This is a genomic window from Sphingobacterium sp. R2 (assembly GCF_040760075.1).
Lineage (GTDB): Bacteria > Bacteroidota > Bacteroidia > Sphingobacteriales > Sphingobacteriaceae > Sphingobacterium.
Genome location: NZ_CP142884.1, coordinates 4,498,598 through 4,524,797, shown reverse-complemented (window position 1 = coordinate 4,524,797; position 26,200 = coordinate 4,498,598). Strand labels below are relative to the sequence as shown.

The following is a 26,200-nucleotide window of genomic DNA, read 5'->3' as shown; positions in this document are numbered from 1 at the left end:
AACGTAATTGCCTTTATAGCGCATATTTGTTGAAACGCTGCCGGCAACTTCTGCGGAGCACAATTTATTAAAATCATGAAGGATTTGGTTGCTATGCCTTAATAAATTTCAGCGTACAGTTCAATGTCCAATTTTTCGCTGGGTCTATACACGATAGCTTTTGCAATAATAAACAACTCATGTTTATCTTTTTGCTTCTATATTTTCCAGTAATTCGATAGCACCGTAAAGCACACCTGCTTCACCTCTAAAAGTTCCTGAACCTTCTGGTTTATTATCTTTTGTGTACCATTCATAAAAACCTTTATTTTTGATAACACGGGCAAGCATCGGCTGTATTTGTTCATAAGCTTCCTGTTGAAAACCATTTTTAACGAGCTGCTGAATCATACGCCCACCGAACCAGGTCCAGTCCCCACCATTTTGATAACCATACGGATACATGCCTTTGTTTTTAAATGAACCTGCAGGATAAGTTGGGTACACGGTAAGTCCAATTGTTGCCGCACCAGCGTCTTTTACATTTTTAATCATTTTATCCAATGAAACTTTTATTTGCTCTTTGCTAAGTAAATTTGCCTCAATAGCGATAGCTGTTCCACCATGATAATAGATTTGATTTTCATCAAAATCAGCCGCAAATGGAGAGCCTTTGATATAAATATGGGGAATAAACTTCTGATTCTTTTCATCCCAAAGGTGTTTCATGGTATTACTTGCTATGGAAGCTCTGATTTTTCCCCATTTTTCTTTTTTCTCAGGAAGTAGATCCATGTAGTTGTCAAGGGCAATCAAAAACATCGCATTGTCGTAGATGTCCAAAGCAATATGCGAATTTTCATCGAGATGGACACCCCAGTCATGCTCGGGTTGAACGCCGCCCCAATCAACCGTGGTTGCGCCCCAAAGTAAACCATAAGTAGCATTATAACGTTTGTCCAATAAAAATTGCAAAGCATGTTCCATGCGATCCTTTACAGTTGCATCACCAATTTTTTCATTTAGAAAAGCCTTGTCTTTAGTTGCAACGATATATTTATGTACCGCTTGAATTAAAGAGGATTCTTGGTCTGTTTCAACGGTGTTTTTATGTGCAGCATAATCAGGAGCCAAGGTGCTGGTGATTGTGTAATAGTCCGATACGCTATTTTTTAAGCTGGACTTTTTGACAAAACCATCGGCAATATTACCATCAGAACCTTGTAGCTTAAAGAACAAAGCCAGTTGATCTTTGATCTGTTCATGGGGATGTACTTTTGTTGCTAAGGTGATAAATGTATTGTAGTCTCTAATCCATACCTCACTGTATCCATCCCCCGCATTGAATCCGCTTTTGATGATGTTCGTAGCCATATCTTTGACAATATGGAAGCTGCTATCTTTTTGGATGCTGTCTTGTAAATTGTTCGTAGAAACTTTACCACCAGCTTGTTGGCAGGACAGTAATAGGAGCGATGAAGATAATGCAAAAAATATAGTTCTCATTGTGCTGTTTGTTTATAATAAATGGTTTGATTAACATTTGGATTCTTTTACAAAAGATTGGATAACCTTTGCCTTACCGTTTCCTAAATTACGCAATGTATAGGACCCAGCAGCAGCAGGAACGGCAAAAGTCTCGGCATAATGGAAGACCCTCTTCATGCCATTTGCTGTCGTGAGCTCAATTGCCTCACCCTCGACAAGCATCATGATATGGCATTGTCCCCGCGTTTCAATCGAAACATCCTGATCGAATTCGTATCTAAAAACATCGTAGAAATGATCTTCATGCGTTGGCAAATGTATTCTTGTTGTTTGCGCATCAAGGATTTTTTCACTGGGCTGAGCTAGCAGTGTGTTTTTTACGACATCACCTTTCCGGCTAAAATTGAGGTTAGCGAATGCTCTATCAATATTTAATGGACGTGGTTTCCCATCTAAATCGGGACGCACCCAGTCGTACATTTTAAAGGTATAATTATAAGGTGTTGCACTGATTTCGAGCACGAGATTGTTCACGCCGGAAGAATGTACGGTACCATGTGGAATCAAATATAACTGGTGTTTCTTGGATTCGAATTTTTGAACGTATTGCTCGATATCCATCGCTATTCCGCTTTGGAAGCTCTCTTCTAAAGCGGAGCGAAATTTGTCAGCATCAACTGTTTGCTGAAAGCCCAGATACACTTGTGCGTCCTCTTTTCTATCAACGATATAATATGATTCGTCCTGTGTGAAGTTTTCTCCAAATTCTGCTTTTGCATAAGCTGGACTGGGGTGGCATTGAATGGATAGGTTGCCGCCATCAAAGGTATCCAGGAAATTGAAGCGTATTGGAAATTCAACATCGAAACGTTGCTGTGCATGACCGAGTACATTGGCACTTTCTTGAAACATCAATTGATCGAATGAAATTTCGAGAGTATGTCCATCCGCTTCGAGCAAAATACCATTTTCGGGGACAATCATTTCGAAGGACCACGCATAGTTTTTGACATCCTGATCGATACCTGTAAGGTGCTCTTTCATCCACTGTCCACCCCATACTCCGGGTTCAAAAGTTGGTCGTACGCGGAAGTAACTTTGGGACATGGTTTGCAATGTATCGCGTAGATCCTTCCCCGTAATCCATGGTAAGCTGTGGGACGATTGTTGATCGGCAAGAATTTCGACACGGGACAAGATGGATCTTTTATGTCTATTCAATATTTCCCAGTCGACAAAATAGTAACGTTTGTAGGTTTCCTTTTGATTGGTTTGTGTTGAACAGCCTAAATTTAAAGCTGCGCCCACACGCATGCGTTGAATAAGCACATTTTTGGGCAGATCAATATACATCAGCTGACTAGACGTATCGACTAATGATGCTCCAGGACCATAAAAGATGGTATACTCACCTTGTTTTGAATCGGAGCTCGCTCGTATTGTTTGAAAATCTGTTAGCTTTTTAGTATCAAAGTATTCAATGAGCGGAATCCCGGCCTTTTTTCCGAACAATGGGTCATTGCCGCCTAGGTAGGGGGAGACAATATCCTGGACGGCTGATTCCGATTTTAAGGCAGAATCCATCGTAATAAATCGTGCGGCTACGCCCTGTTTTTCAAATTCTTGCTTCAGGCTAGGGATGATTGTGCCCCAGTTAACACCTACAAAACCATCAATGCTATGTATATTATGTGTAATGAGATGTGCAACAAGATCTTGGTAAGAATTTGATAAGTTTCCTTGGACTGGAAAGGTCGGCGCGATTTCGTACTGAAAAGGTTTTGTTTGAGTATTAGAATACATATTGATGTAATTTTTATTGCAAATGAATGATGTTGGAGTAAATAGCTTTTGCTTACTTGTCTGTTGATTTTTTGTTGTGTTTTTCAATCCAGAATTTTTCGATCTCCTCCAAAGGTTTGCCCTTCGTTTCTGGAAGGAATCCAAGTACAACAAGGAATGCGATGGCACAGAAAAATGCAAACAACCAAAACGTATAGCGGGCGCCCCAGGAAGCGAGAAGAATGGGTGTTAGCTGTCCCACGATCGCATCGGAAATCCACATCACCATAATACTGATACCCATGGCACGAGCCCGGATGGCATTTGGGAAGATTTCGGCTGCGACGACAAATTTTAGTGGGCCAATGGAAAAAGCAAAGAAAAATAAGAATGAAAGTATCGCGATAATCAATGCGATATTATTGACTTGACCTTGATTAAAAAGATAACCAGTAACCAGCAAACTCACGGTAGCACCTACAGTTCCCAAAAGATATAAGGGACGTCTCCCCCAATTATCAACCTTCCAGATTGCAAAGAAAGTAAATAGCACATTGGCAGCTCCAAAGAATAACTGGGCATGATAGGAATTGTTTAATGAAATACCTGATTCAAGCAATATGCTAGGACCATAATAAACAATTGCGTTGATTCCACTGAGCTGTGAAAATAAAGGGAGGAAGAGGCCTAATAGAAAGGCCTTGCGATAAATAGGAGAGAACAGATCAGGTAGATTTCCTTTCGAGGAAACATGGCTGACCTCTTGTATATCCGATAGCCCTAATGCGACACTGATCGCTGCAACTTCAGTGTTTCGTCCATTTTTAGAAAGCCAACGTGGACTCTCAGGAATAAAGTAAACTCCAACGCATAACAACAAAGCCGGTATTGCACCAACTAAAAACATAGTTCGCCACAGTTCATTTTGCTGTGCGGAACTATATTCAAGAATCAGGTAATTGCTGATATAGGCAAATAGGATACCGAATGTAATAACGAGCTGGTAACAGGTGACTGATCTTCCTCTAAATTTGCTTGGCGATATTTCCGCAAGATATAAGGGCACAACAATTGAGGCTATTCCAACACCCAGGCCCCCAATGCTTCTACTCGCAATCAATATGCTGTAAGAAGGACTGAATCCACAGCCAATTGCTGAGAATAAAAAAAGCAGGGCCGCAGTAACAAAGGCGGGTTTTCGGCCGTATTTATCTATTAATGGTCCTGTGAAAAATACACCAACAATACAGCCTAGCAAGGCTGAACTGACGAACACGCCCTCTTGAGCAGGAGATAGTACGAAAAATTGCTTCACCAACGGCAAAGCACCTGCAATTACAGCCATATCGAAACCGAAAAGGAGCCCTCCAAGTGAAACGATACATAAAATGATGATAAATTTCTTTGACATCTGCGGTTTATATTAATATGTATATACATACAAACATATCTCTATTTTTTTAATTATGCAAAAAATCTTATTTTAGCACAAGCAATCCAAATGATGAATTTAAAAATAGATCATAAAAGTCCTGTCCCGCTGCATATACAAGCTGAGAATTTGTTACGCGAATTAATTAAGCAGCCTGAATATATAGAGGGGAAATTATTACCCAATGAAATTGAATTAGCAAAAAGATTGGCAATTTCCCGTTCTACTTTGCGTTTAGCGATCAATAAACTGGTATATGAGGAGCTGCTCATTAGAAAGAAGGGGATAGGAACGAAGGTGGCTAGTTCTAAATTCAGTTCAAAATCCAAAAATTGGTTGAGTTTCTCACAAGAGATGAAAAATCGTGGGATTGAGGTGAAGAATTTTGAACTTCACGTCAGCTGGGTTGTTCCGGATAAAGCTGTTTCGAAGTTTTTTAATGTAGATGAGGATCAGAAGCTGTTAAAACTAGAACGTCTGAGAGGAAAGAAAGATGACCCATTTGTTTATTTTATCTCTTATTTCCATCCGCGTATAGGTTTAAACGGCGATGAAGATTTTAAGCGACCTTTATATGAAATCTTAGAAGCAGATTATCATGTCGTTGCAGATCTTTCTCAGGAAGAGTTGGATGCAATGGCTGCAAATAAATTTATAGCGGATAAATTGGAGATTAATATCGGTGATCCTATTTTGTCCCGCAAGCGGTTTGTATTTGACCAATCTGGAAAGCCAATTGAATATAATTTAGGGTTCTACCGTGCGGAAAGTTTTACCTATACTGTTGAAAGCAGAAGAGATTATTAAGTAATTCACTCATCCTATTATCCATTCAAAAAGGACGATAGGATGAGTGAATAGCTCATTTATTTATTCTTTTCTTTTAATGATTCTTTTCTACGGTAGTTTCTGCCCAGCTTTCTAGGAGCGCTATTGCTTTACTGAGCACTCCTGCTGAACCTTTGAATTTCCCTGATCCGCTAGGGACATTATTTTGACCATACCATTCGTAAAATCCTTTGTTTTTCACAACGCGATCGATCATCGGTTGAAGTTCTGCGTAGGCTTCTTGATAAAAGCCGTTTAAAACAAGTTGCTGGATCATCCGTCCGCCAAACCAAGTCCAGTCACCACCATTTTGGTATTGGTAAGGCTGAGCCATTCCTCCGATGAAAAATCCAACCGGATAGGTCGGGTATAAGGTCAATCCAATACTCGGCATGCCCGATAACCTGACGTTTTCCAGCATTTGCGTATTGACTGTTTTTATTTCTGAAGCGGAAAGTAACCCGGCTTCTATCGCGATGGCGGTACCTCCATGATAATGAATCGTATTTTCATCAAATCCTTTTGGGATAGGGGATGTTTTAGGATAGAGATGAGGGATGAATTTTTGTTTTTTCTTATCCCATAGATGACGTCTGCTGTTTGTTTCGAGACTCTTTTTTAATCCCTTCCATTCTGTCACCTTCGGAGCGTTGGGCTGAATATCAATCAGTGTCTGCAATGCAATAATAAACATCGCATTGTCATAAATATCGATCGCCTCATTGGAGAGCTCATTCCAGTCACAACCAAAGCTATCGTTGGGTTGTACATCTCCCCAATCTGCGGTCATCGCACCCCAAAGCAATTGATACTTGTGGTTGAACCGTTCCCTTTTCAAATAATCCAATAGGAGTTGTATTCGATCTTTGACGGAAATTCCACCGATAGACTCCTCCAGGATACTGTAATCCTTTGTTTTCCGGATATATTTACCAAGCAGTTGGATAAGTGAGGTTTCCTGGTCTGTTTCTACTGTATTTTTAAATCCAACATGGCCGGGCGCATTTTCTGAATAATAAGGTGTATCATCGTGCCAGGTAAAATCCTTTTTAAGGACATAGCCGTCTACCATTTCACCATTGGGCTGTTGCATCTGAAAGAATACTAAAATGGCCCCTCTAATGTCCGCTTGGGACCGCTCTTCCAAGGCGGTTTCAATAAATGTATTGAGGTCCCTGGCCCAAATCTGTGAGTAGCCACTTCCCGCATTGAAACCTTCTTTGATTACCTCTCGGGCAAGGCTGTCGACATATTTTAAGTTTTGATCCGCTAGAATGCTTTTTGCCAACTTAAGTTGAGTTATACTGTCGGGTTTTATTTGTTGTGCTGATAGTTGGGTTCCGAGTAACAGAAGTATTAGACTAAAAAATGGGGTGTTTTTTTTCATTGTGGTTTTATTGTAATTAATTAGGCTTGACAAGTGTACCTGTCAATAATTTGTATCTATTTCAGGGTTAATTTTCATCTACTTCAGGGGTTTGATCGAAGATCAGCCGTCTGATGCGTATTTTTTTTGAATTTATTTACTGGTTATATTTTAGTATGTATGTACAATAAAAGTTATGGAAAAATGTCAGTATTTAAGCTCAAATAACGTTTTATTTGGTTAGTATTTAAAATTTTACAAATTTAGGCATTATGGTGAGGCCTTTCCCGTAGTTAAATCGCGTAAGAAAATAGAGATCATGTTTATACATACTATATTTTTTTGTAAGTTTGCTGTAGAACCTAATTGAAAACAATGGTAAAGCATATCATTTATTATTTTTGTAGTTTATTTGTTAGTACGACGGCTGTTTTTGCACAGCAGAAAACAGATTTAACCGTTTTTGTAAAACCTAATATTGGATCCGTTCATAGCCGGTATTTCTTTTATACTCCAGCAGCAGTACCTTTTGGAATGGCTAAGCTCGCGCCGAGCACAAATGGAAGCTATGGGAACAAGTCAGGCTGGGAAGCTGTGGGGTACGATGATAGGCATGGGTCAATAGAAGGATTCGCTAATTTTCACGAATTTCAGGTAGGCGGAGTGGTATTCGCACCATCCGTTGGAAAATTGAAGACAACTCCTGGTCAACTCGATCGTCCACAAAGTGGCTATCGTTCCGATTTTGACAAAAAGGATGAATTTGCCACTTCTGGTTATTACCGTGTCAAGTTGAAAGATTATAATGTACTTGCTGAGCTTACGGCAACGAAGCGTGTCGGTTTTCATCGGTATACTTTTCCAAAAACGGAAGAAGCCAATCTTATTTTCGATATTGGCCATGTGATGGGGGAAAGTGGCCCAGTCGTTGATGCTGAAGTGAATTATGACAAACAGCACGTCTGGGGGTATGTGGTTACCAACCCTGTATACGTACAAAAATATCAGCAGGGTGCTCACGTTAAGATGTTTTTCTTCGCGGAGATAAACAAACAGCCTAAATCTTTTGGAACATTTAGAGATTCCACGACTTTCGATCAACATAGTCGTATAAAGGGAAAAGGGGCTGGCTTGTTCCTGAAATTTGATACCCAGGTAGGGGAATCTATCGAAGTCAAGACCGGTTTGTCTTACACATCTGTGGAAAATGCGCAAATGAATTTGCTTAAAGAAGCAAAGGATATGTCGTTTGATGAGGCAAAGAAAAATGCCTTGCAAACCTGGAATAGTGAACTGGGAAGAATTTTGGTGGAAGGGGGCAAAGCGGACGACCGCGTTAAATTTTATACGGGATTGTATCATGCTTTACTTGGCCGTGGGCTTGCAAGCGATGTCAATGGCGCATACCCCAAAAATGACGGCTCGGTGGGGCAGATTGCCTTAAATAAGCAAGGGCAACCGATTCATCATCATTACAATACCGATGCGATCTGGGGTGCATTTTGGAATTTGACACAGTTGTGGTCCATTGCTTATCCGGACTATTACAACGACTGGATTCAGAGTCAATTGTTGGTCTATCGCGATGCCGGTTGGCTAGGAGACGGTATTGCCAACAGTAAATACGTTTCGGGTGTAGGGACTAATTTTACAGGTTTGGCAATTGCAGCGGCGTATAATGTGGGTATTCGTGACTATGATGTGAATCTTGCCTATGCTGCGGTGCGCAAAAATGAATTGGAAGGGAAAGACCGTCTGCCTGGAGCGGGGAAGTTAGATGTGGGCGTTTTTGTCCGTAAAGGGTATTCTCCGTATATAAAAGATGATAATGGCAGTCCCGAATTAATGACCAATGGATCTCCTTTTGGTGCTTCGCATACCTTGGAATATGCTTTTTCTGCCGGTGCAGCCGCACAATTTGCAAAATCATTGGGGCACCAAAAAGACTACATTAAATTTCAGGGATTATCCGATGGGTGGCGTAATCTGTACGATACCGCAACGAAGTTTATGCGACCAAGGGATAGTACTGGGCGATTTATTTCAAACTTTAACCCTTATGAACCATGGCGTGGATTTCAGGAGGGAAATGCTTGGCAGTATACCTTCTATGTTCCGCATGTCCCACAGGAATTGGTTAAACTGGTTGGAAAGGATCTGTTTAATCAGCGGTTGGATAGTATTTTTACGGTGTCGCAGAAGAATGTGTTTGGAGGTGGTACACAAATTGACGCTTTCGCAGGGATTGAAAGTCTTTATAATCATGGTAATCAACCGAACCTGCATATCTCTTGGCTATTCTATTTTTCTGGTAGACCTGATTTAAGTCAGAAATGGGTACGGGCAATTTGCAATGAGTTTTATGGTAATGATGCAATACACGGTTATGGCTACGGACAAGACGAAGACCAAGGACAGCTGGGAGCTTGGTATGTCTTATCCAGTATAGGGCTATTCGATGTACGAAGTCTCACCACCGAGAAGCCCGCACTTCAGATCGGCGCTCCACTTTTCGATCGGGTAACGATAGAATTGCCGGAGAAATTAAGAAAAAATAAATTTATCATTCAGGTGAAGAAAGAGCAGCCCAATAGTTATATTATTGATCAAGCTCGGTTGAATAATCGCTTGTGGAAAGGTTGGCAACTTCCTTTTGAACGTTTGGTGGAAGGTGGGATTTTAGATATCAAGTTGAAAGGTGACTAAATATTAGATAAAAAATAGCCCCATTCGGGGCTATTTTCAAGGTAGATTGGTTTGTTGATTGCCTACGCGATTTCAGCAATAAAATTGCCCTCTTGATCCAAATCGGCTTTGTGAGCTGCGATTTGTTGAAGATTAATATGTCCGATGACATATTTGAAATCTGGTGCGTAATATCGTTCTGTGATTTCACTGAAATTTAACTTTTCAATCAGTGTATCATCGGTGTATCTCAAATAAACCTTAATTAAATAATCTTGGCTATAATTTAAGGTGCTGGATTCTAAATGTTTTTTATACTCATAGCGGTATCCATAGCGAAGAGCCGCGATATCAGATAGCACAGCAGAACCTGTTGGGTGGCCACCTGCTCCTTTACCATAGAAAAATTGTTCGTCTGCAAAGGCCGCTTTCACCAATACTCCATTGTTCTCATTTTCTACATTATAGAGCATGCTGTCTTTGCCTACTAGGCGTGGTAATACATAAAGTACAACTTTGTTTCCGTCGATCTCTCTTGCCGTCGGTATCAATTTGATCTTGAGGTTCTTTTCTTTCGCAAAACGAATATCTTGCTGTCCCAATTTATCAATACCAATATTGAACACATCGTTTGGTTTGACATAGATACCGTACGCATGCGAAGCAACAATACATACTTTAAATTTGGGATCAAATCCACCGACATCCAAGGTTGGATCTGTTTCTGCAAATCCGAGTTCTTGCGCTTTCTTCAAAGCATCTGAATAGTGTTGGTTTTCGTTGAAAACTTTAGATAGGATATAGTTGGAAGATCCATTAAAAATGCCACTAACAGAGTGGAGCAATTCATTATCATAATACTCTTCTAAATTCCGGATAATAGGAATACTTCCACAAACAGCACCTTCATACAATAAGCTTGTACCATATTCATGCTGGATATCAACTAGCTCTTCCAAATGGCTCGCAATCATTTTTTTATTGGCAGAAACCACATTTTTTCCCGATTTCAGTGCGCGCACAGTTAGTTGGTATGCTGCTTCGGCATCATCAATCAGTTCGACAACAGTGTTAATCTCTGGATCACCTAAAATTGCCTCCGCATCAGTAGAAAACAACTCCGCTGGTAGGGAGCGTTTTTTATCACCGTTTTTAATGACAAATTTCTTGATCTCCAGATTAAGATTTTTGGTTTTGATAATATCATAAAGACCTTGGCCTACAACACCAAATCCAAACATCCCTATTGTTAATTTATTGCTCATATCTCTTCTTATATTCTCTTATTATTTTGTTCAATCTCTTATACTAATTCAGCAGCATACACTTTGTGCTCGCTCAGAAAGAGGCTAATAGTTTCTGTTAGTTTTGCTGTTTCGATCAAAAAGCCGTCATGACCATAGGTTGATTCAATCTCTTCGTAACGAGCATTGGGAATATGCTGTGCTATGAATTGTTGCTCTTGTGGAGGAAACAATAAATCTGTATTGACACTCAATACCAATGTTGGACAGCTAATGTTTGATAGTGCAGATTCAATAGACAATCTGCCGCGCCCCAAATTGTGGCTATCCATTGCTTTCGTCAGGAAATAATAGCTGTAAGCATTGTAGCGGCTTACTAATTTTTCCCCCTGATAATTTTGATAAGATGACGCTTTGTAGTCGCCGAGCTTATTCTGATCATTTTCGCTCTGTGTATTACTATAGGTTGTATAATTACGGTACGATAGCAATGCCATTGAACGTGCCACCTTTAGTCCCTTAGCTCCGCCATCAGGATGGTTTGCATAAAAGGTACGGTCGGTTGTAATGGCAAGGCGTTGGCTCTCATTGAATGCAATACCCCATGGTGAATGAACAGCATTTGTGCCAACGACGATTAAATGATCGATTGAGATCGTGTTGGAAGCTGCCCATTCCAATGCCTGCTGCCCCCCTAATGAGCTCCCGATAAGAACGTTGATACGCTTGATGTCCAGATGGTCAGCAAGAAACTGGTGTGCACTGGCCAAATCTTTTACCGTAAACTCCGGAAATGATAGGTAATAGGGCTGCCCAGTGGTCGGGTTAATAGACAATGGGTTGCTACTATTATAGGCCGACCCAATAACGTTGGCGCAGATGATAAAATAGTCGTTCGGATCAAATAAATCATCGGTTCCAAAAAGACCCGGCCACCAATCCAGGACGTTTGCATTGGCCGTTAGTGCATGACATACCCAGATCACATTGCTGCGATCTGGATTAAGTTGGCCAAACGTCTCATAACTGATTTGTAAATCAGTAAGCTCTCGTCCATTTTCAAATACAAAAGGCTCTGGGTGCAGATAAATATGCTTACTCATTTTACGTTTAAATTTTATAGCCGAAAGTCTAATTAGTTGATTTTATCAAAAGCTTGTTGTAAATCTGCTTTGATGTCATCAATATGTTCTATTCCGACTGACAGACGCAACAGTCCTTTAAACACACCCGCATTCGCTTGGTCGTCCTCACTCAATTGTTGGTGGGTCGTTGCAGCTGGATGAATAATCAGCGATTTAGTATCGCCTACGTTAGCTAAATGACTGATTAATTCTAAGCTGTCGATAAAGTCGTTGGCTTTCTGGGCTGCGTCGCCTTTTAGCTGGAAAGAAAGCACTGCGCCGTATCCATTTTTAAGATATTTTTGTGCATTTGAGAAACTCGGCGAGCTTTTTAATCCCGGATAATTTACCTTTTCTACCTGAGGATGGGCCTCAAGCCATCTAGCGATTTCCAACGCGTTGTCGACATGCCGTTGTACACGTAAAGACAATGTTTCAAGGCCTTGTAACAACAAGAATGAATTGAAAGGAGAGAGTGCTGGTCCAAAATCTCTTAATCCCTCTACACGCGCGCGGATTGCAAATTGTATATTACCAAATGAGCCATTTTCACCAAAAACATCTGAGAAGACCAATCCATGATAGCCATCGGACGGTTCGGAAAATTGGGGATACTTCCCATTTCCCCAGTTATAGTTACCTCCATCAACGATGACGCCACCAATGCTGGTTCCATGACCACCAATCCATTTCGTTGCCGATTCAACGACCACATTTGCGCCGTGCTCTAATGGTTTAAATAAATAACCCCCAGCTCCAAATGTATTGTCAACAATTAATGGCAAATCGTATTTTTTGGCTACAGCAGCGATTTTTTCAAAATCAGGAATATTGAAACTTGGGTTTCCGATTGTTTCAACATAGATAGCCTTAGTTTTATCGTCAATGAGCGCTTCTATTTTATCAGCTTCACCATCGGTCGCAAAACGCGCTTCAATACCTAGCCGTTTGAAGGAAACTTTGAATTGATTGAATGTGCCTCCATATAAGTTGGACCCTGCAACAAAATTGTCGCCGCTTTCAAGAATATTATTTAATGCAATAAACTGCGCTGCCTGACCAGATGCAACTGCGACTGCTGCAACACCACCTTCTAAAGCTGCAATCCGCTGTTCAAATACATCCGTAGTTGGATTCATAATCCGGGTATAAATGTTTCCAAACTGTTTTAACGCGAATAGATTGGCTCCATGTTCTGCATTTTCAAATACAAAAGATGTTGTTTGATATATAGGAACTGCTCTGGATCCTGTGGTAGGATCAGCGATCTGGCCAGCATGAACCTGTAGTGTTTCGAATTTTAAATTTTTGTTAGAAGACATAATATATTAGATTTTAAGGTTTCAAAAAAAGAATTTGTAAAGGTAAAAGAGAAGCATACACACCTACTTGGAAGGTCTGTCAATCGTTATCCAAGAAAAAGGAAATGATGTTTAACAAGCAGTGAAGTGTGTATGCATACGCATTCGCATCGATACTTTTTTACGATGTAGTACACTTTTGCTGTTCGCAAGGTTCAGTTGTATTGAACCTGAACCTGAATTTGTAATGGATTTCAGTAAGTTAATAAGCATTGTCTTATATCATTTATATGCTCCAAAACGGTATTGTTTTGGACAGGAATTGGCACCTTTTCAAGCAAATTGAAGGTTGCCAGTGGGTCATTGAGCCAGTCTCTCGCCACTTCTTTATAAATCAAGACCTACTGATTAAGGAAGGTGTTGATTAGAAATCTTCTTTCGAAGACGATACAAATATAAACTTCTTTTTTATCAATGCAAAAGAAATACGTTTTTTTTAGTTAAAAGGGAGCTACCTCCGCAGCTGGAATTACATATTTGTTATCCAATATCAATACATAAATACAGCGGTTTACCTTATGTTTTTTTTAAGGTGATATTTTCTGCAAGCTGATCTAAATCGGTTAAAAGGGGTTTTAAAGCATCAATTCTACTGTAGATATTGTGTTTTATGTCGTGATTAGATTCTCTACCTAACGATAGGGAGAGACCAGCCAAATGCGAATTGATGCGATAGGAGAGTGCTTGAAAATGATGGATATGAGACCAGTCTACCCACTTGTGTTCAGGTTCCTTCTTCATTTGATTGATCGCATCGGAAAATAGAGCCATGGCAGTCTGTGCCTTTTTTCGAGCGAGCCGAATGTCGAACGAACTTTGCAGATCGTCGGAAAGGCGTCTGTTGATAATTTGAAAATAATGATGGTTATACAATGCGACCTCTTTTGCTAAGTGGATTATGCTCGAGCTTTGGCGTACTGGTATCAAAAAATAGCCCGCTATTGCCAGCAGCGCACCAACTAAAGTAAAAATTATTCTACTGCCTAAAATGATATTAATATTTCCTTCAAATAAGTTTAATGCAATGACTATGCCCAGCGTAATAAAGATCACACTGACCATATAATTTGATCGGTTGAATAAGAAGAATCCAAATAACCCAGTAGCGGCAATGAGAAGAAGAGCAGGCAGAAAGTCAATGCAGACCAAACAGAGTATACCGACGGCAATTCCCGAAAATGTACCTAGTATGCGTTCTATATTACGTGTTTTAGTCATTGAAAATGCAGGTCTCGCAACGATGGCAATAGTGAGTAAGATCCAATAGGTATATTTAAAATCCAAAAAAGATATACCTATCAATGCACCTGTTCCGAAGAGAACCGCCATACGGAGTGCAAAACGGAAAAGTGGATTATGGAGATGGAGTCTGCTCTTGATATCATTTAAACTACGCAATGGACGGTTGATAAATTGCTGATACTCATTAGTGTCAATTTTGTTTTTGATTTCTTGATTCTGATAAAAAGCAACTTGAATCCGTTTGAGAACTTCAATAATAGCTTCAATATTGCGGATGATGGAAGCAAGAATACCATTTGCTTGCGCAGTCTGTTGTTCTTGGATTCCCTTTAGATCCGACAACAGTGCACTGATTTTACTGTGGTTGTCGTAAAGCTGCTCTGCATAGCGAAACCTTTTATTAGGCTGCGAAAAACTATCGATTTCCAAGGCCAGTAATTTTATACTACGACGAATTAGCGGAAGGCTGCCGGTATCCAGCAAATTTTTTCGAATGGCATCATAATCATGATCCAGTGCAATAATTAATTCGTGTAAATCAATTAATCCATACACTTGACTAAGCCAATAGTTGCTTTTGTGCCAGCGTTGGCTAATGATTTTTTCTTCCCTAAATAAGAGCGATCTGATTTGCTCTTGTTGTTCACTGATCTGGCCATAAATTTTTCCTACGCGGCTGTAAGTCAAGTCCAGCGGAATATCCGGATCGTAAGATTCTGAACGTATCAATAGAAATTGAGATAAACCGTGAAACCCATTGGCCATGGCGTGTTTCAAAGAACGATAGGGTTGTATGTAAGCCTGCAATAGGCTAAAGAAATAATAGATGCTGGCGCCTACGGTAATTTCTAAGCTCACTGAAAGCGGATGCTGAGGGGCCATACCGATGACAAAGCTCATCAGAATCAATGTCATGTTCCCAATTGCGGCATAACGAGGGCCGAAAATTCCATAAAAAGTACAGATAAAGCCTGCCGAACTCAATAAAATAACCAGCGGCCAATGATAAGGAAAAAGATAAGCTGTAAAAAGCGAAGCAATAAAGAAAGTGGGAATACAAACAAGGGCGGAAGAAAATTTATCTTTCCGATTACCTGGAGGATCAGTTAATGTAGTCAATAATGATCCCACCCCAATACCGATGGCTGCGTTTGCCGGTGCGCCCAACAGATAGATCGCCAAACTCGGCAAAATGCTGATAGATACATTGCGAAAAGCATCGCCAGTATGTTCACCCTGGATGAACCGGATAATATGGATATAAAAAAGGTAGAATCTTTTCTTTAACGATTCAATGCTCATCAATCAGTTTACTAATTTTCGCTGCAAAAATACAAATATTATGCTTAATATTTTGTATATACAATTTATTTGTTTTGAATATTATGTATTTTGTAGATTTTTATTTTGATTCAATTCATGTTAATCAAATTTCGCCTTGAACCCTGCTGTTTGACGTTCAGCAATAATTGCTCGTAAAAGGCCGTTTGCGTTCGCTTGATATAAAGATGACCGTACATAGCCAACTCTAACGGTCATATGAGCTTCTTATAATAAGCCTTTCTGATGGGAGCGGTCTAGCGCTAAAAATAAGGGGATTAATCGCCGAGTAGAGAAAATATTCTTCTAAATTCATTGTTAAGCATATAAAAAAGAAGGGGTATCCTCTTTTAGAATACCCCTTCTCTTTATTGCGATGTTGTTTTAACTTAAAAATAAGATCTCTCTCAATTTTGGAAGAGGCCATTTTTTGTCATCAACAATTTTCTCCAATTTGTTGACATGATAACGGATCACATCGAAATATGGCTTAACCGATTCATCGTAAGCGATTGATCTTTCACGTACGTCATCAATTTGGTTTGCTTTTTTACGTTCCTGACGCATTGCTTCAGCTTGTTCCAAAATGGTATTTACGTGTGTTGAAATACGTTCTACAAAGTTTAATTGAGAGCTAAATGCTGACTGCGCTAGACCAAGGTCTTTTAATCCTTTGACATTTTCAATCAATTCGTTTTGATAAATGAAACATGCAGGAGCAATTTGGTTGTTAACCATCTCTTCGATAACACGTGCCTCAATTTGTAATTTCTTATAGAAGTTTTCAAGCAAAATTTCGTGGCGAGCTTCAGATTCACGTTTGGTATAAATACCTAATGATTCAAACAGCGCTAAAGATTCTTCTTTTACATAAACATCTAATGCTTTAGGCGTCGATTTGATGTTAGAAAGACCACGAGCTTCGGCTTCTTTTTCCCAATCTTCGCTATATCCATTACCTTCAAAACGGATCGCTTTTGAATCTTTGATGTATTTGCGGACAACGTTTAAGATCGCGAGATCTTTTTTAGTGCCTTTTTTGATTTGTTTATCAACTTCTGTTTTGAATTCGATCAATTGTGCTGCAACGATTGCATTCAATACCGTCATTGGTAAAGCGGAATTTGCCGAGGAGCCGACCGCACGAAATTCAAATTTGTTACCAGTGAAAGCAAATGGTGAGGTACGGTTCCGGTCTGTATTGTCCAATTTTAATTCAGGAACTTTAGGAATACCATGCCATAAGTTTGCCTCTGCTTTTACTTTTTTAGCAACACGAGCAGATTCAACTTCTTCAAGAAGTTCATCCAATTGAGAACCTAAGAAAATTGAAATAATTGCTGGAGGAGCTTCGTTTGCACCCAAACGGTGGTCGTTGCTTGCACTCGCAATAGAAGCGCGCATTAAGTCAGCATATTCATAAACTGCTTTGATGGTGTTAACAAAGAAAGTCAAAAACATCAAATTATTCTTCGGAGTTTTACCGGGAGACAGTAAGTTTATACCTGTATTTGTGATTAGCGACCAGTTATTGTGTTTGCCCGATCCATTAACACCAGAGTAAGGTTTTTCATGTAACAATACTTTGAAGTTATGTCTTAAAGCTACTTGCTCCATGAGGTTCATTAACAATTGGTTGTGATCGATCGCCAAGTTGATCTCTTCATACATTGGCGCACATTCAAATTGGGACGGAGCAACCTCGTTGTGACGAGTTTTTAATGGAATACCTAATTTCAAAGCTTCATTTTCCAAATCCACCATGTAAGCCAATACGCGTTCTGGAATGGCACCGAAATAATGATCTTCCAATTGCTGGCCTTTAGCGGACATGTGTCCAAATAGCGTGCGGCCAGTTAACTGAAGGTCCGGACGAGCATTATACAAAGAAAGGTCAACCAAAAAATATTCTTGTTCAATACCTAAAGAGGCATTGACCTTGGTAACAGATTTATCAAAATATTGAGCGACATCAGTTGCTGCTTTATCAACAGCATTGATTGCTTTTAACAAAGGTGCTTTATAATCTAATGATTCCCCTGTATAAGAAACAAAAACTGTAGGAATACAGAGTGTTTTACCAGCTCCTGTTTCATAGATGAAAGCTGGAGAAGATGGATCCCAAGCAGTATAACCTCTAGCTTCAAACGTGTTGCGGATACCACCATTCGGAAATGACGATGCATCTGGTTCTTGTTGCACTAATGCATCAGCTGTAAATTTTTCAATGGCTTCACCGTTGTCATCAGGTTCAAAGAATGCATCGTGTTTTTCAGCAGTCGAACCAGTTAGGGGTTGAAACCAGTGCGTGTAATGTGATACACCGTGATTAAGTGCCCAAGTCTTCATCGCTTGTGAGATATGCTCAGCTAAATCTCTTGAAATAATTTGGCCCTCTTCAATGGATGCAACTAACTCCTTATATGAATTTTTAGGAAGGTAGTCTTTCATTTTGTTTACGGAAAAAACATTCTTTCCGTAGATGTCAGTTGCTTTTTTAGTTTCAACTTTTTCAAATGAAGCGATTTGGCGTGAGCCCGCTGCTTCTACTGCTTTGAATCTTAGGTTCGACATTTGTATTTTGTAGTTAAATTACAGTTTTGTTGATTTTGTTTTTCAAAAATATTGTGTTTTTGTTAAAAATTGAAATTTTTTTTGATGTTTTTTTAAAAATAATCTGTCAAACAAGGTTTTTTGGTATTAAAAAAGGTGTGATTTCTAAAAATCACACCTTTTTATTGTTTTGTGCTAGAATTCGAGCCCCCAGTCTATTCCTTTTTCCGTGGCTGGAATCCCTTTCTTCATCCAATTGGGGGCAGGAGCTCCTTTTAGAAAATGGTCAAAGAACTGCTGCTCTCGAATTTGTATATCTTTTCTGTTTTGTCGCATCATCAGATTATGCTCGTCACCATTGTAATTCAACATCCATACAGGTTTTTTCAATCGGCGCAATGCGGTAAACATTTCAATCCCTTGATACCATGGCACAGCACCATCATTGTCATTTGCCATGATAACAACAGGAGTATTTACTTTATCTAAATGGAATAATGGTGAATTTTCAATATAGAGTTCTGGTGCTTCCCATAGCGTTTTACCGATACGACTTTGTGTATGTTCGTATTGAAATTGACGTGACATGCCGCTTTGCCAGCGTATTCCGCCATAGGCCGAGGTCATATTGACGACAGGAGCCCCAGTCCAAGCGGCCGCATACATATTCGTCCGTGTAATCAGATGTGCCACTTGATAGCCACCCCAGCTTTGTCCTTGGATCCCCATTTTCGTACTATCAACCCAGCTGTTTTGAGTTAGGTATTTCATGCCTGAATTAATGTATTCTTCCGCGGATTTGCCAGGGTGTCCCGTTTTGTAACTGATGTTTGGTGCAAAGACCAAATATTCATTGCTAACAAAATAAGGAATGTTTAAACGCGATGGGGTAGGTGCAGGAGCCTGATAGGTGTATAAACCATCGGAGAGCTTTTCGTAAAAATAAGCGATAATCGGATATTTTTTTTCCGGATCAAAATTTTCTGGTTTATACAAAATACCTTCTGCTTGATTGCCTTCAGGCGTGGTCCAGTGAACTAATTCGGCTGTCCCCCAATTATAGTCAGCTTGTTGCTGGTTTATATTGGATAACTGAGATTCATCATTGAATTTCGCGTTATTTGTATACAGATTGGGAGACATTATATAATCCTCTTTACTGTAAAGGATGGTTTTTTGATCTGCGGAGGCACTAATGTTCTTGAAAGATTTAGGTGCAATCAGGAGACTTTTTGGATCATTACGTTGTCCTTTGAACTGATAAAAACCCGATTCTTTTGTCTTGTGGTTGAAGGATGTCAGATAGCCGCCCTTTTTATAGTCGAGCGTTGTGGCTTGATTGCGGTCCTCTTCTCGTCTAAAAGGCAAATAACGGAATGTTGTCTGTGACGCCGCACCATAACCATTGGTTAAAATAGATTTGTTTGAGCCGTCTAAATTAAAATACCAGATATCATATCTTGAATTGACGTATATCCCCTTATAGTCTGGAGTCCATGCAGCCATTCCGTAGCCCTGCGGCGTGGTAGGCATATCATTTTCTTCATCGGAGAACGATGCGGGTATACCTTCATTCAGCACAATCTTTTTCTTTGAACTGATGTGGTAGGAATTCCAAGTTGCCTTGTCCTGATCAAAAAATACAATATATTTTGCATCGGGACTTATAATCGCATTTCCTGAAAAGTTTGAGAGAATTAATTCTTTATTTCCTGTTTTCGTCGAAACCAGGTAAATATCATCCCGTGTACTACCTTCCCATTGGCTTTCAATTCGTTTGCCGAAGTCAGTTCGCGCCAAAATATATTCACCATTTGCATCTGGGGTAAGAGAGGTTGAATTAAACGTATTGTCTGTCAGTGGGATAATTGTGCGATTATATTTGGGGTACGTTACCGCTAAGAAGTTTTTTGCAAGTTCTTTCTTTAGATTTACCAGCTGCATAGGTTGTAAATAGTCGTCTTGCCAATGCCAAACATCCACTTTCGCATGCTCAAAATCCACTAAGGTAGTATCTTTAACACGAGGTATTGGTGCTATTCCAAAAAACAACTTCTCTCCATTTTTACTAAAACGAACTTCCCCATCTCCACTAACGGACCAGTTCTTAGGTATGCCATTGCTGGTTTTTGTAGCAAGATATTGGGCTGTATCTATCGCGTTTGTATAATAATAAAGCCTATAATTTTTTAGTAATGCCTTTTCAGTTGAGAGGTCCCCTAAGAAAGCGAGCTGATCGCCCGACTCGTCAAACTTGAAGTTTTTGTAATTGCCTTTCCCATTTGATATCTTTTTGAGCTTTTTGGTTGCTAATTCGTAAAGGTATACACCAGATTCTTTTGAGAGGCTGTCTTTCGCATCTGTCTTTTTGGAAAAAACTATTTTCGACCCTGATTTATTCCATTCATACTGATCTACCGCCGAGAATTGGACGGAATCTCCAGTATTTAAATCGTATAGAGCAAGGGTTGCAATCGTCTTTTTCTTTTTATCACTATTCTTATTTGTTGAACCAGCAGTTGTGGCAGCATTTGGTACGGCTTGCTCACTTACTTCTTTATCAAAAAGGAAAGAAACGAAATTATTGTTCTGTTCGGAAATTTTATAGGACTTTACCTGCGGAAATTTAACAAGGGCAGCGGTCGTCAAATTGTAAATGCCGAGTGAATCTTTTGGAAGATCTTCAGCTTTTTTCTTTTTGATCTTAGCCTCGCGGGTGGCTGCAAAAGGGGCTTTGATTAAGCTGACTATATTATTTTCATTATCCGTTATTTTCGCATTATAGCCTCTAGGAATTTGGGCGATTTGTTTGTTATCTTTTGTTTTTAAAAAAAGTTGACCGTCTCCTTCTTGGGGGGTGACTTGAAATAGGATAAATTTACCGGATTTACTGATGTATGGCGAAGAAATATTTTGCCAACTATCATATACTGTATGATCCAATGGTTTCTTTTGAGCGTTGGCAGCAAATGCTGCTAAAACACAGAATGGAATACAGATATTTTTCTTATTCATATTTTAATACTTTTTGTCGCAATTTATCTATAAAAAATAAAAAACGGTTTATTTTTTGGTATATTCATTGTTACGTAAACATAAAAAACTGGTTATGAAATCTTCATCCGCTGTTATCGCTTCAGTTATCTTGGGGCTTTTAATTGTAGTCACTGCCTGGATCGTGGGATCGGCATACCGATACAAGTTTAAATCTATGCAGACGATCACCGTAAATGGGAATGCCAAAAAAGATTTTGAGTCCGATTTGGTCAAATGGAGCGCTACTTTTAGCAGAAAAAATTTCGAGTTGAGTGCAGCCTCTGCTCAATTGGCAACAGATCGTGATTTGGTTCGTGAATTTTTAGTTCAACAAGGTGTGAAAGCCGACGAGATCCGTTTTGAAGCGGTTAACATTGCTAAGGATTTTGAATACCATACCGATGGGAAGGGCAATGGTTACAATACTTTTTCTGGATATACGTTGTCTCAAACCGTCAGTGTGGAATCAAAAGATTTGAACAAGGTGGATAATGCTTCAAGAGAGATATCCACGTTGATATCTAAAGGAATTGAACTCAGTTCGAGCACACCTAATTATTATTATTCTAAGTTGGAAGATCTCAAATTGGAACTTATTTCGCAAGCCTCAAAAAATGCACATCAGCGTGCTAATAATATTGCAACAGAGTCCAACGCTGACTTGGGCAACCTCGTAAAGGCCGATCTTGGAATTTTTCAGATAACTGGTCAAAATGATAACGAAGAATATTCCTCTGGAGGGGTGTTTAATACAACCTCAAGGAAAAAAACGGCGAATATTACTGTCAGAGCAAGCTATCTGAGTAACTAAAGCAAAATTATTCGGCTGAATTTCAGCTTTATATTTATTTATACGGTAAATTTATTCAAAAAGTTTTCTCTTTTTCATGAAAAAACCTACTTTTGCATCATCCCAAACGGATATGCCCGGATGGCGGAATTGGTAGACGCGCTGGTCTCAAACACCAGTGGGAAACCGTGCCGGTTCGACTCCGGCTCCGGGTACGCAAAGCCTCTTTACATTAGTAAAGGGGCTTTTTTGGGATCATACCGAAAGTTTGGGGGGCAGTAAGTTTTAAGCATATAATTTCATAACTCGGTATAGGAAGAATGTAGTATCTCTAACCCCTCTGAATATGGCTCTAAAAGATTTTAATTTAGCGTTGAAAGATTCTGCAGAAGCATTCGTACTCTTATTATCAAAATAGTGAAGGATATTTGCGTGGTGTGCCGCAATAGATCTTGCTGCACTTTCGAAAGACTGTGTTCCAGCGTTTTCTACCTGATTATGCCATAACGCTAGTTTAGTAAAAGCACCTTCTTTACTCTTAGATTTATGGAAGATGTTACCTAATGCTAGACTCAAATCATACGCTCTTTTTAATAATGGAAACCGCAAGAAAAGCAGCTCTGCTCGATATTTTTGACTTTCAGACCATCTAGAAGGATGTTTGAATAGTAGATGCCTAGATCTTGCAAGTAATTATTTCAACGTATCTCCGTTTGAAAGTATTTCTGGCTCATAAGACTCTCCTTGCTTACGAGCTTGTGTTATCTTATAACTTTCTTCATCTAAGACCTCCCAGCGATATTTGATCCGTAACTCCTGTACAGCATCGTAGGCTAGTTTTTGTACATGAAATCTATCTATTACTCGTCTAGCATTTCTAAAGCATCGCTGGATAGCTTTAGCCATATTGGGTGCCATGTCCATGGTCACTTCCTTTACTTTATTCCTCAATCTTAAAGGAATACGTTCTAAAACGTTAATAATATCTTCAGCTTTAGTTCCTTTGATGGTAGCTAAAATAGTTCCTTTTTTGCCTTTAGCCGCTTTATTACTCAGAATAGTATAAAGTTCGCCGTTACTGAAGCTCGTTTCATCAATACTAAGTTTTTCGCTTATATTATCTGTAAAAAGTGTCCATTGCTCTGCGTGAGATTTCTGATCCCAAGACTGAAAATCGCTCAGATAATTCTTGTATTGATCTTGTAATTGCTTGCCATCTATTTGAAAGAATAAACCTACTAGATGAGCACTTACAGGATGATTATCTAAATATCTTCTTTAAAAAAAGCCCAAATTCTGTAGTCATTCGAGCACCTTGTTGTACCAAGTTCCAATCTCTTGTGATAATCTCTCCACTATCCAGTACAGTCCAACGACGACGACGGACATGGAGCGTAACCTTTTGTCCTCTAATAGGAAAGTCGGATATCTCCGTAGAAGGCATAAAACCTTTGGATTCTAATTTACTGCTCTGATAATCTGCTGGTGGAATATTAAGCTCATCTAAATAAATATGGAGTTGGTCCTCCACTTGATCTACTTCCTGAATTTGAAAATATTCTAAAAGCCCTTCGGGCATTAAAAAGGATAGTAATTTACGTTCGGCGTCTTGCAAGGTTGATTCGTTTTTAAAGATGCTAATTTAGAAAATTATTACTATTCCCCCCAAGAATTCCGCTTGATCCCTTTTTTGCTTTATAGGCTTTTTTCAATGAATTATCACATCAAATGATCATGCGGATACAATCCCTTTTTTTGTTACATAAGTTGAGTTCCCTACCTTTTTTTTAAAAAATTTTTAGCTACATCTGATGGGGATTAAATGGCAATCCTATTAACCGTTACCTCACTGCTTGTTCAGTGTTTGTTCAGTGCTTGTTCAGTGATGACTCAGCCAGCATTGAATAAGCAGTGACTAATTACTGTCCATATATAGAGTAAATATTGTTGTTAGGAAAAAGTTGATATTGGGTTGTATTACACTTTATTGATTATCTTAGTCAATTTTAATCAGCCCATTGCTTAGCAGTGTCAATAGGTTTGGTTTTATTGTCTTCAGACTAGATTTTCTCAGTTTTCGCATCCACATAAACACAGGTCTACGATAGGATCTGCTTCGAAAGGTATTAAGGGCAAATGCAATACGATACAATAAAATGTGGTTTTTTTGTTAAAAAAGTGGCCATAAAAGAAAAATGATCAGGCAGTTTTCGTCTTTTAAAAATCTTTTTTTATATGAATTTTGTTGTTTACATTGGAAATACCAAATGTAAACTTGAATGAAGGTATTTTTTCTATCGCTGGCATTGTTCTGCTTTCTCCTCACTCAGGGGCAGGTAGGCTTTGTATTGAATGGAAAAAAGAAGGCTAAATTTTCTTTCCTCTTTGTACATAACTTGGTCATCATTCACGTTTTGGTGAATGGTTATCCGATGAACTTCCTCTTGGATACAGGCGTAAAGGAAACCATGATTTTTGGCGAGACATTAAAATCAATTGACACCGCAGTTTTTGTCAACAAATTTCAGGGTTTAGGTCGTGAAGAGGGGCTGGATGGCTATCTATCGATTAATAACCATGTCAATATAGCTGGTGTATATGAAGATTTGAACCAACCAATATACATTTTACAAAATGCTCATATTGATATCTCTACGCGCATAGGAATAGAGGTCAATGGTATTATGGGAAGTCGTTTTTTTGAAAACCACATGATAGAAATTGATTTTCAAAAGCACCGCATCACATTATTTCCTCAGAAAAATCGGCCCAAGATGCTGGAGAAAATGCAATGTCTACCATTGGATATTGTAAATAGCCGCCCCTATATTTCAGTTGCTTTCAGACAGGATAATGCCGTGATCGATGGTCGGGTATTGATCGATATGGGAAATAGCGATGCTTTGATGCTTATTCCGTCGAGGTTAAACAATTTCGATATTAAACCTCCATTTATCGATGATTATATAGGGCAAGGCTTTAATGGCGAGATTTACGGGAAGAGAAATCGAATACGGTCGCTTGAGCTTGGGCCGTTTACGATGAATTACCCACTTGTCGCCTATCCTGAGTTGAGTTCGTTACAACATGCGACATTTGTAAGTGAAAGAATAGGTTCGCTTGGCAACGAATTGTTGCGCCGATTTAAAGTCATATTAGATTATCCAAACAAAGCAATCTATCTTCGGAAGAATAAGGATTTTGATCGTTTTTATTATTTGAATATGAGTGGTCTGGAAATTATACATGATGGTATTCAATACGAGAGAGAAGAAATCCCTGTAGTCCTTCAAAAAGATGGTGGTACAGAGGTAAGAATGGGAAATAGCGTGCAATATCGCTTTGTACTTCGAAATATGTATAAGATTGCAACGGTGCGCGAGGGGTCACCAGCGGCAATCGCAGGACTACTCCCTAATGATAAAGTCATTAGGATCAATGGTCGCCCCGCATCTTCATTTTCTTTGGAGTCGATTCATAATCTTTTTAGATCGGAAGAGGGTAAGGAAATGCATCTTCGTGTGATAAGGGGTGAGAATACGGTAGATTTTAAATTTGTGTTAAAAGATCCTCTTCCATTTAACGTAGATTAAATATCTGAAGTTTTTTTTATTAGCTAAACTTACTTATATTTGCACTCGATATTATTCTATTAACACTTTAAATACGAAGAGATATGTTGGTCGCTAGAAAGATAACACAGCAAGCTTTTAAGGCAAATGGATTTGCCGAAAGCATTCTTCGTGCTTTTTGTAAGATGTAAGATATTCTTCGAGATGTAAGCATATCCTGATAGATTCAATCCGCTAGGATGAATTGTCAAGTAGCTTAATTCTTTTGAAAAACCAATTTATACAAATCAAGAAGCCGAAGTTCATTCGGGCTTTTTTTATTTTCTGGATTTGATGTTCAATTAAAACGAGCTAACCGTAATCGGCGATGATCGCTTTGTGTCTTTGCGCGTGCCGCT

General features: G+C 39.2%; 15 protein-coding genes, 1 tRNA gene, 1 pseudogene and 1 riboswitch. Of the genes and pseudogenes, 5 read left to right on the top strand and 12 right to left on the bottom strand.

Annotated elements, in window-relative coordinates:
- Positions 1–183 precede the first annotated feature (183 nt).
- Genes VXM68_RS18960 through VXM68_RS18950 form a run of 3 tightly spaced genes read right to left on the bottom strand, consistent with a single transcriptional unit; the run spans position 184 to position 4,660 of the window.
- The gene (locus tag VXM68_RS18960; RefSeq protein WP_367209701.1) at positions 184–1,485 is read right to left on the bottom strand and encodes a hypothetical protein; all 1,302 of its coding nucleotides are present in this window, start codon (positions 1,483–1,485) and stop codon (positions 184–186) included.
- Positions 1,486–1,515: 30 nt separating this feature from the next.
- Complete coding sequence (locus VXM68_RS18955) at positions 1,516–3,270, bottom strand: class I mannose-6-phosphate isomerase (protein ID WP_294182459.1); 1,755 nt, start codon at positions 3,268–3,270, stop codon at positions 1,516–1,518.
- A 52-nt stretch (positions 3,271–3,322) separates the two neighbouring features.
- Positions 3,323–4,660 (bottom strand): sugar porter family MFS transporter, encoded by a 1,338-nt coding sequence (locus VXM68_RS18950; protein WP_367209700.1) that lies wholly within the window; start codon positions 4,658–4,660, stop codon positions 3,323–3,325.
- A 90-nt stretch (positions 4,661–4,750) separates the two neighbouring features.
- Here VXM68_RS18950 and VXM68_RS18945 point away from each other — a divergent pair, with 90 nt between their 5' ends.
- Positions 4,751–5,488: a GntR family transcriptional regulator gene (locus VXM68_RS18945; RefSeq protein WP_232475551.1), complete on the top strand. Its 738-nt coding sequence runs from the start codon at positions 4,751–4,753 to the stop codon at positions 5,486–5,488.
- A gap of 76 nt (positions 5,489–5,564) precedes the next feature.
- Here VXM68_RS18945 and VXM68_RS18940 read toward each other — a convergent pair whose 3' ends face one another.
- Positions 5,565–6,896 carry a hypothetical protein gene (locus VXM68_RS18940; protein WP_293955064.1) on the bottom strand — a complete coding sequence of 444 codons (1,332 nt, stop codon included), beginning with the start codon at positions 6,894–6,896 and terminating at the stop codon, positions 5,565–5,567.
- 354 nt (positions 6,897–7,250) lie between these two features.
- Between VXM68_RS18940 and VXM68_RS18935 the strand changes: the two genes are divergently transcribed.
- Positions 7,251–9,581: a GH92 family glycosyl hydrolase gene (locus tag VXM68_RS18935; RefSeq protein WP_367209699.1), complete on the top strand. Its 2,331-nt coding sequence runs from the start codon at positions 7,251–7,253 to the stop codon at positions 9,579–9,581.
- Between the two features lie 62 nt (positions 9,582–9,643).
- On the opposite strand, the gene VXM68_RS18930 is transcribed toward VXM68_RS18935, so the two are convergent.
- The 6 genes from VXM68_RS18930 to VXM68_RS18905 form a co-directional block, all read right to left on the bottom strand.
- Positions 9,644–10,825 (bottom strand): homoserine dehydrogenase, encoded by a 1,182-nt coding sequence (locus VXM68_RS18930; RefSeq protein ID WP_367209698.1) that lies wholly within the window; start codon positions 10,823–10,825, stop codon positions 9,644–9,646.
- Positions 10,826–10,863: 38 nt separating this feature from the next.
- Positions 10,864–11,907, bottom strand: coding sequence for a homoserine O-acetyltransferase (gene metX / locus VXM68_RS18925; protein WP_294182448.1), 1,044 nt, complete (start codon positions 11,905–11,907; stop codon positions 10,864–10,866).
- 32 nt (positions 11,908–11,939) lie between these two features.
- A complete protein-coding gene (locus tag VXM68_RS18920) occupies positions 11,940–13,250 on the bottom strand; it encodes an O-acetylhomoserine aminocarboxypropyltransferase/cysteine synthase family protein (RefSeq protein ID WP_294182446.1) in 1,311 nt (436 codons plus the stop codon).
- A gap of 262 nt (positions 13,251–13,512) precedes the next feature.
- Positions 13,513–13,625, bottom strand: a riboswitch (SAM riboswitch).
- A gap of 180 nt (positions 13,626–13,805) precedes the next feature.
- On the bottom strand, positions 13,806–15,833 hold the full coding sequence (locus VXM68_RS18915; protein ID WP_367209697.1) for an FUSC family membrane protein: 2,028 nt from the start codon (positions 15,831–15,833) through the stop codon (positions 13,806–13,808).
- A 402-nt stretch (positions 15,834–16,235) separates the two neighbouring features.
- Positions 16,236–18,425, bottom strand: coding sequence for a glutamine synthetase III (locus VXM68_RS18910; RefSeq protein ID WP_293955076.1), 2,190 nt, complete (start codon positions 18,423–18,425; stop codon positions 16,236–16,238).
- Positions 18,426–18,599: 174 nt separating this feature from the next.
- A complete protein-coding gene (locus VXM68_RS18905) occupies positions 18,600–21,419 on the bottom strand; it encodes a prolyl oligopeptidase family serine peptidase (protein WP_367209696.1) in 2,820 nt (939 codons plus the stop codon).
- Between the two features lie 94 nt (positions 21,420–21,513).
- Between VXM68_RS18905 and VXM68_RS18900 the strand changes: the two genes are divergently transcribed.
- Entirely contained in the window at positions 21,514–22,251 is a 738-nt protein-coding gene (locus tag VXM68_RS18900; protein ID WP_293955081.1) for an SIMPL domain-containing protein, read from the top strand.
- Positions 22,252–22,365: 114 nt separating this feature from the next.
- Positions 22,366–22,445, top strand: a tRNA-Leu gene (locus tag VXM68_RS18895).
- Between the two features lie 70 nt (positions 22,446–22,515).
- Here the strand turns inward: VXM68_RS18895 and VXM68_RS18890 are convergent.
- Positions 22,516–23,286: pseudogene (locus tag VXM68_RS18890) on the bottom strand (transposase).
- 205 nt (positions 23,287–23,491) lie between these two features.
- On the bottom strand, positions 23,492–23,845 hold the full coding sequence (locus tag VXM68_RS18885; RefSeq protein WP_367209695.1) for a transposase: 354 nt from the start codon (positions 23,843–23,845) through the stop codon (positions 23,492–23,494).
- Positions 23,846–24,509: 664 nt separating this feature from the next.
- Here VXM68_RS18885 and VXM68_RS18880 point away from each other — a divergent pair.
- The gene (locus tag VXM68_RS18880; protein WP_367209694.1) at positions 24,510–25,823 is read left to right on the top strand and encodes a PDZ domain-containing protein; all 1,314 of its coding nucleotides are present in this window, start codon (positions 24,510–24,512) and stop codon (positions 25,821–25,823) included.
- The last annotated feature ends 377 nt before the right edge of the window (positions 25,824–26,200 follow it).